The sequence below is a fragment of the Thalassovita litoralis genome (assembly GCF_900182725.1).
Lineage (GTDB): Bacteria > Pseudomonadota > Alphaproteobacteria > Rhodobacterales > Rhodobacteraceae > Thalassobius > Thalassobius litoralis.
This window is the reverse complement of sequence record NZ_FXTO01000056.1, coordinates 1-7,413: the sequence shown is the minus strand read 5'-3', so window position 1 is coordinate 7,413 and position 7,413 is coordinate 1. Positions and strand designations below refer to the sequence as shown.

4 protein-coding genes and 1 pseudogene are annotated in these 7,413 nt (G+C 56.6%); 3 read left to right on the top strand and 2 right to left on the bottom strand.

Translation table 11 applies throughout. The annotated features are described in order from the left end of the window. On the bottom strand, positions 1-1,194 hold a 1,194-nt coding region (locus FN828_RS19955; RefSeq protein ID WP_142495073.1), incomplete at its 3' end, for a type I restriction endonuclease. 316 nt (positions 1,195-1,510) lie between these two features. Beyond that, positions 1,511-2,554: a DEAD/DEAH box helicase gene (locus FN828_RS19950; RefSeq protein ID WP_142495072.1), complete on the bottom strand. Its 1,044-nt coding sequence runs from the start codon at positions 2,552-2,554 to the stop codon at positions 1,511-1,513. Between FN828_RS19950 and FN828_RS20940 the strand changes: the two are divergent. The 3 genes and pseudogenes from FN828_RS20940 to FN828_RS19935 form a co-directional block, all read left to right on the top strand. Beyond that, positions 2,545-2,799: pseudogene (locus FN828_RS20940) on the top strand (hypothetical protein); the annotation flags it as partial. The gene FN828_RS19950 and the pseudogene FN828_RS20940 overlap by 10 nt on opposite strands. A 117-nt stretch (positions 2,800-2,916) precedes the next feature. Next, on the top strand, positions 2,917-6,111 hold the full coding sequence (locus FN828_RS19940; protein ID WP_142495071.1) for an N-6 DNA methylase: 3,195 nt from the start codon (positions 2,917-2,919) through the stop codon (positions 6,109-6,111). 215 nt (positions 6,112-6,326) lie between these two features. Further along, positions 6,327-7,316, top strand: a complete 990-nt coding sequence (locus FN828_RS19935; RefSeq protein ID WP_142495070.1) for an RNA ligase family protein — start codon at positions 6,327-6,329, stop codon at positions 7,314-7,316. Positions 7,317-7,413: the final 97 nt, after the last annotated feature.

Here is a 7,413-nt window from a genome sequence, read left to right as displayed (position 1 = left end):
CCTGCGCGACGAACAGTGTGATCCCAAAGTCGTCGAGAGCATCATGGCCGACGAGAAGAGCTGCTGAGGCAAGACGGCCCTCGGCGGAACCTTACAATATTCTAGACGATCTCTCTGAGTAATGCTTCTGCCTGTCTGCCGGATCAGGTCCTTCGTCATGGCAAAGGTCTGGAACAACTGATCGTCGAGATCGTTGCGGTCGGTCAGCACGATCAGGGTGGGATTCTGCAACTCTGGACTCCGCACCAATAGCCCAGCGAAAAAGGCCATGAGCAGAGACTTCCCCGAACCTTGTGTGTGCCAGATCACACCGATCCGACGATCACCTTCGGGGGACGAAGCCTCTATGGCGCTGGCTAGCGCCTTTCGGGCGCCGAAAAACTGGTGATACCCCGAGATAATCTTAAACGGGCCATCGCCAACATCGCCAAACACCGTGAAATCACGTAGCAGTTCCAAAAAGCGCGCCTTGCCGAACACGCCCCGCAACAGCGTCGCCATTTCCTGTGGCCCCTCGGGGGTAAAGTCACCCGCTGCACCCGTGACGGAGCGCCACGGCATGAACCGCTCTTCATTCGCGGTGAGCGAGCCGATCCTTGCCAGCAGGCCATCCGAGCTGATCAGAACTGCGTTTGTCCGGAACAGCGACGGAACTTGCTGCTTGTAGGTCTGAAGCTGCGCGAAAGCTTCCTCAATGGTCGCGGTTTCGCTGGCGGCATTCTTGAGCTCGATCACCGCGACGGGCAGACCATTGAGGAAAACCACCACATCAGGGCGGCGATTATGCTTACCCTCAATCACGGTGAACTGGTTTGTTACCAGCCAGTCATTTTCTTGTGGATCTTTGAAATCCACCAGCCAGACCTTGTCGCCCCGGATCGTTCCATCGTCCGACTTGAATTCCACATCGACGCCGTTGATCAATAGGGAGTGAATGCGTCGGTTTTCCTCTGTCAGGCTCTGTGACGCAGACCCGGTGATCTGGCGCAGCGCGTCGCGGCGGGCATCTTCGGGGATCAAAGGGTTTAGCCGTGCCACGGCGTCTTCCAGCCGCCCCATCAGCAGAACCTCCCCATAGGACGCGCGCTCGGGCGCTGTCCCATCGGGCGAGATCACATCCGCGCCCAGATAGGGAAATCCCTGTTCCTCCAGTATGGCCAGTGCGGCCTGTTCGACGAGGTCTTCGTTAATCATGCTCCAGAACCTCCCCCAGTCGCCGCCTTGTAGTACTCAACCAGCCGCTCAACGACTTGATCGCGGAGACTTTCAGAAAAGCCAAAGGCTGTAGCCAGACGACGTTGGCCAGTTCTGACCTTGGCGGTTTTACTTTCGGCAAGATGCCATTCAAACGACTGATCTTGTTGGAACCGTTCATAAAGGCGCTTGGCGCATCCGAGGATCGCAGTATGTGAGAGACTACAATCGCATACAGCGGGCTCTTACGCTGTGTCACGAGCTCCAAGCGTCCACGCATACCGCCCGCCCGTTGCGAAACATAGCCGGTCACCGCTCAGAGGGCTTGGAACGGATGCTCTGGGCCTGGTGTGCTGAGGCCAGGCTCTCGCCAACAGAGCGGCGTTTTCTGACCGCCCAAGAGGTTGAGAGGTATCGTCGCGCTGGCCGGGGATACCGCCAATTCCTGTTCAAAACGCCGGGGAAGGATCGCCCGCAGTGGGGAGTCAGTCCGCTTGACGACATGGAGCTCATAGAAGCACAGATGAAGCGTGTTCGCGACGGATTCGACACGCCGCATTTCAGCAGCAACAGACGCCGGGACTCGAGGATCCGGGCCATGTTCGGTACCGCAGTGGGGGCAGACAGTCAGATAGCTGCGAATGACTTGTAAACACTCATCGCAACGACGCGTCGAAAGCGCGTCGCCGTCTTCCGTGTGTGTGTCTTTCTTTCTTTCTGGATCGGCCCCTTCCAGAGTCGGGAAGAAATCATCTAGGGGATGGCCATGTCGGTGATAATTACCGGCGCAGTCCAGAACCAGGGCGCGCGGCTTAGGACCGGCCGCAATAGCATCTAGACGCCCTGCTCGCGTGCTCAGGTCAAATCCGGCGGCGTATATGACCCGGAGGACGCGGCCGACTTGCTGACGGAAAAGAGAGAAAGACTGGGTAGGACGGAGGAGAAGCACAACGTCGATAGACGGTAGATCGAACCCTTCACTGATGACATCCACGGCACACAGGACACGCAGCTCACCGCGTGCCAACCGTTCCAGCTTGTCTTTCCTCACCTCACCTTGATCTTCACCCAGGAGAATATCAGCAGGGATCCCCGCATCATTGAAAGCCTGAGCAGCGAGTTCAGCGTGCTTTTTCGAGCAACAGAACACGACGCCAGTGCCATTTTCAGGCGCATACCGTTTGAACAGTTCGACAGCGTTCCCGAAGACCTTTGACCGTTCCAGGGCCTCTTCCAGTGCAGACTGTTCATACTCCCCACCCCTTGATCCAACACCCTTCAGATCGGGCTCAAACGGGGCATAATAGTCAAAATCTGTCAGGTAGCCTTCATCGACAAACCATTGGGGTTGACCCAGCATTCAAAGCGACTGGCCTTTATCTACGCAACCTGCCCAAGCTGCGCCCTACAGACAAACTCACACCGCCCGCAGCGGGCACCGACGAGCACAAGGCCTGGTCGGCAATCCATCGCGCACCTCCGGGGCCGGATCGTTGGAAGGTGCGTTCAAAGACGTTCCAGGGCGTGGCTGAGGCCATGGCTGGCCAGTGGGGCGGGCTTGTCGAAGGCTACGAAGATCTGCCGCTGTTCGGGGCGGTCGGGTAAAGCCAAGCGCAGGATGATCATGGCCCCGCCCAGGCGGGGCCTTTTCCTTCGTGAACGTCTTGGCCAAACGAAGTGCCCAATGTAAGGTGCCGCAAAACTTGGACAAGTGGGGCAGTTATGACGGCAGATGTTGCGTTCAGAGCGATTGAGGCTAGACGGGTTAGACCTTGGGTAAATGAAGAAGAAGTAAGACAAGGCTGGATTTCAGCACTCGAGAACGCAACCGGAATCATTTTCGATGCGGAACGCGCCCGACGCGACTCGAGCTACAACAACGTGGTTATCGAATTCAAAGGTCCGGGCCTTTTCCGCGGCAGCAAGACGTCGGCGAAGTTCATTGAGGCTATGGACCAACGTCTCCTGCCTTATATCCAACGCATTGCCGCGGCGGAACACGCAGAGACCGAAGACTACATCGGCATTGCCATCGACGGCGAACACGTATGTTTCGCGCAGGTTTCCAACGGTCAAATCACCAGCCAGCACCTAATCCCCTTCTCTTTGTATGCGGTTGAGCTTGTCATCCAAGCCATCACCGCACAGACACGGAAGCCCATCTCTGCCGACAACCTGATGCGCGACTTTGGTCATGGATCATCGAACGCCCGTGACCTGATGCAGGGCCTGGCAGACGCTTTGGCCGCTCGCATAACCGTGGCGGGCAACAACAAGATCAAGATGCTCTTTGAAGAGTGGAAAACGCTCTACGGCCAGGTTGCCGATATGTCTGTGCTCCAAGCAGATCAAATTGCGCGAGAGTTGTCGTTCACTTGGAACGGACCCGCCGGGTTCTCCATTCCCGGACGTCTTTTTGTTGTCCATACCTACAACTCGCTTATCATTAAATTGCTGGCCGCTGAAATCGTTTCAGGACACGGCCTTACGGCGGCTAATCAACCCGCCCAGGAAATGGCGGCGGTCGCGAACGATGCGAACATGCTGCAGCGCCTGAAAACAGACATCGAAGGGTCGGGCCTCTTTGAACAAGCTGGCATCCTTGGGTTTGTCGAGGAGGTCATCTTCTCGTGGTATCTCGACATCGCGGGCGATCCGGCCTTCGGGCCGACTATCATCCCACCCTTGCGTCGTATCCTTACAGCTCTGTCGCTGTATCGGACAGACCGCATGACCCACTCTAGAGACGTGCTGCGTGACCTTTACCAGGGTCTTGTGCCGGGACGCCTTCGACACAGCCTTGGCGAGTATTACACGCCTGACTGGCTTGTTGACCATACGATTACTCGGGCTAAAAACGCCCCGTGGCTCGATAAGAGGGTTCTGGATCCGACATGTGGATCAGGGTCTTTTCTAATCGCGGCCATTCGGATCTTGAAGAACGAAGCAGCCGCTGCAGGCTGGAGCGAGCTGGACACTCTTAACCGTATCTGTGACGCCGTTTGGGGCTTCGACCTAAACCCGTTGGCAGTCCAGACCGCGCGGGTGAACTACCTGATGGAGATCGCTGACCTGCTTCGCGCGTCGCCAGGCCACCAGATCGAAGTCCCAGTTCTGCTGGCTGACGCCATCTACGCCCCGACTATCGAACCGGCCGCCGGTCAAGACGTCGTGGAATACAAAATCGGCTCCATGGTCGCGCGTCTTAATATCACCCTTCCGGCCGCACTGGTCAGGGACCGCACCCGTCTCGACCACTTCTTCGACCAGATGGGCCGGGATGTTGAAGCGCTTAGGGACTTCAACGCATGCTCAGGCCGTATCGTGGCGGCTGGTCTCGCAACCGCAGCGGAAATGGCGGACTGGGATGCGCCTCTTCGGGCTACCTACGACCAGGTGCTGAACCTTCACCAGATGCAGTGGGATGGTATCTGGTTTCGCATCGTGCGGAACTTCTTCTGGTCTGCGAGCGCTGGCCGGTTCGACTACGTGATCGGCAACCCGCCATGGGTCCGCTGGTCAAAACTTCCGGAAGCATACCGCGAGCGGGTGAAGCCGACCTGCGAGCACTACGGCATATTCTCTCGGACAAAGCGGCACGGCGGAAACGAGCTCGATATAAGCGCCATGATCACATACACTGTCGCTGACAAGTGGTTGGCCGATGATGGGCGGCTGACATTTGTCATCACGGGCACAATATTCAAGAACCCGTCTTCCGAGGGCTTCCGGACGTTCCAGATCGAGCCCGGAAACGACCAGTCCAAACACCTTGTGCCGCGCCTCGTCGACGACATGAGAAAATTGAAGCCATTCGAAGACGCAGTGAACCACACAACTGTCGTCGTCTTTGACAAGACCGATGCGGCCGGTGGCTATCCTATCCCATACGAGGAATGGTCAGCCGCGGCCGGATTCACCAGGGCGATACCGGTAGAGTCATCTCTGGCCGATGTCATGGCACGTGTGGATATCGCTGACAATGAGGCGGCACCGGTCGGTGACCTTGGAAGCCCTTGGGCCGTGCTAGCGCCGGGCCGATATGCAGTTCTCAACGCCATGTCCGGCGAGTGTGACTGGGTCGCTGGCCGGAAAGGTATCACGGCCGACTTGAACGGTGTCTATTTCGTCCGTCCGTTGAACAGCAACGCGAACCTCATCGAAATTCAAAGCCGTCCTGAAGCCGGAAAGAAAGACATCGGGGCCGCGCGGACATCATGGGTTGAGAATGACCTTCTCTACCCTCTTTTGAAGGGTGCCGGAGACTTTGAGGCGTTCTACTTGAGACTTTCGGCACCAGGTGCTCAGCCGTTTCTGACATTCGTGCCGAACGAGGCGATCAACGGCGATGACTATGACGCGGCCGACATTGCGATGAACAGCCCACAGCTGTCTCGGACGCGGGCTTGGTTTGCGCACTACCAGCAGCTTCTGGAAAATCGCTCGACGTATCGCCGACAGATGCAGGGTGCGCCGTATTTTGCTATCTACAACGTGGGTCCATACACCTTTGAGCCGTGGAAGGTTGTGTGGCCGGAAATGTCGTCAAAGTTCTTCGCGGCGGTGGCCGGATCCGCGCCCATCCCGGGCGGTGGTATCAAGCCGTTTATACCCGACCATAAGATCTATTTTGCCGCCTTCGAGGACAAGGACACGGCTTACTTCCTTTGTGCGCTTTTGAACGCCCCGATGGTCCGCGAGTGGATCGAGTCACACAATGTGTCAATTCAGGTCGGCGACGTGTTCAAGCACATGAACCTGCCAGAGTTCGATGCGGGCAACGCACAGCACGCCCAGGTCGCTCAACTTTGTGAGCAAGCGCATCAGACCCATGACGCCGCAGCCAGGGCCGCCATCGTCGCACAGGTTGAGCCCCTGACAGAGACCCTTCTCATGGCGTGGGTGAACCGACCATAGCCTAACAACCCTTCGTCGCTGCCAGCCTCAAGAAGGCCGCGACGGAGGGTTCCATGGACTGCGAGAACGTTTGGCGTGACTGGGTGATCATTCAGTCGCGGGTATTCTGTTCACAAATCATGTTCGTGCGCTTTTTATGAATTAGTTTGGCCCCTCATTTTGAGGGGCCTTTCTTTTTTCCTAACTCCTCTTTGCCATCGACAAGGAGGATCATCATGACAAGTCAATTTACATCATTTCCATCTATAGAAACTTTCGCGCATGCAGTGCATAATCAGAACAAACGTGTTCTGACCGCTGGGGTTCATCCTGTCCTTTACGGGCTGAAAATCAAGCTACATGGCACGAACGCAGCCGTCCGGATCGACAAAAACGGTGAGATCACAGCGCAGAGCCGCAAGCGGGACCTGACGCTTGATTTTGACAACTACAATTTCTGTGAATGGGTTGAGGAAAACCGTGCCTATTTCGAGAGCTTGGCAGGAGCCGAGGACATCATCATTTATGGTGAGTGGGCTGGACCAGGTGTTCAAGACACCGACGCGATCAACAAGATCGACCGAAAGATGTTTTTCCCTTTCGCTGTTCAGAAAGACGGGAAGCTCTTCACAGACACCTACATCGTTGAAGCAGCGTTTGATACCTACCTGCCGCGGCCGGACACGATCCACATCCTGCCCCACCTTGCTTACATCGAAGTGGATTTTGGCAGGGTACAGTCAATCCAGGACGCAGTGGATGAGGTTAACGAAATCGTAGAGCAGATCGCGATCCGGGATCCGTATGTGTTCGCTAAATTTGGTATCGAAGACGCAGGTGAGGGCGTTGTCGGCTGCCCTATCTACGAGAGCGGCGTAACGCGTCAAGAGTTTGGTGAGTTGTCGTTCAAAGCGAAGACCCAACACCACCGAGGACGGAAAGCGAAGGCTGCAGCTTCAGGTCGTTTTGAACTCACCGAAGACGCCCGTCAAATGGCTCTCTCTTACATCACTGAGGCACGGCTCAACCAGGGTCTAAACGAGGGCTTGAACGGAGAGCTGGATATCCGGCGCACCGGTGACTTTCTGAAGTGGATGGGTGGCGACATCAAGAAAGAGTCCGCTACCGAGCTGGAAGAGGCTGGTATCGAGTGGAAGCAAATTGCTGGTGTCGTGTCAAGGTTGTCCGCTGAATGGTATAAAGACCAGATCGCAAAAGCCGCCTGAAAGTAAGCTTACGCCGAGGGCCGTCTGGCGGGCTGATTTCGCGAGGGTTTAACGAGTGTCCTTATGGACGCACACGAAGACACCCCCCGCATTGAAG

What these genes read in the sequence shown, in the direction of transcription:
- FN828_RS19935 (WP_142495070.1), top strand. Translation starts at nt 6,327, where the DNA reads ATGACAAGTCAATTTACATCATTTCCATCTATAGAAACTTTCGCGCAT.
- FN828_RS19950 (WP_142495072.1), bottom strand. Translation starts at nt 2,554, where the DNA reads ATGCTGGGTCAACCCCAATGGTTTGTCGATGAAGGCTACCTGACAGAT.
- FN828_RS19940 (WP_142495071.1), top strand. Translation starts at nt 2,917, where the DNA reads ATGACGGCAGATGTTGCGTTCAGAGCGATTGAGGCTAGACGGGTTAGA.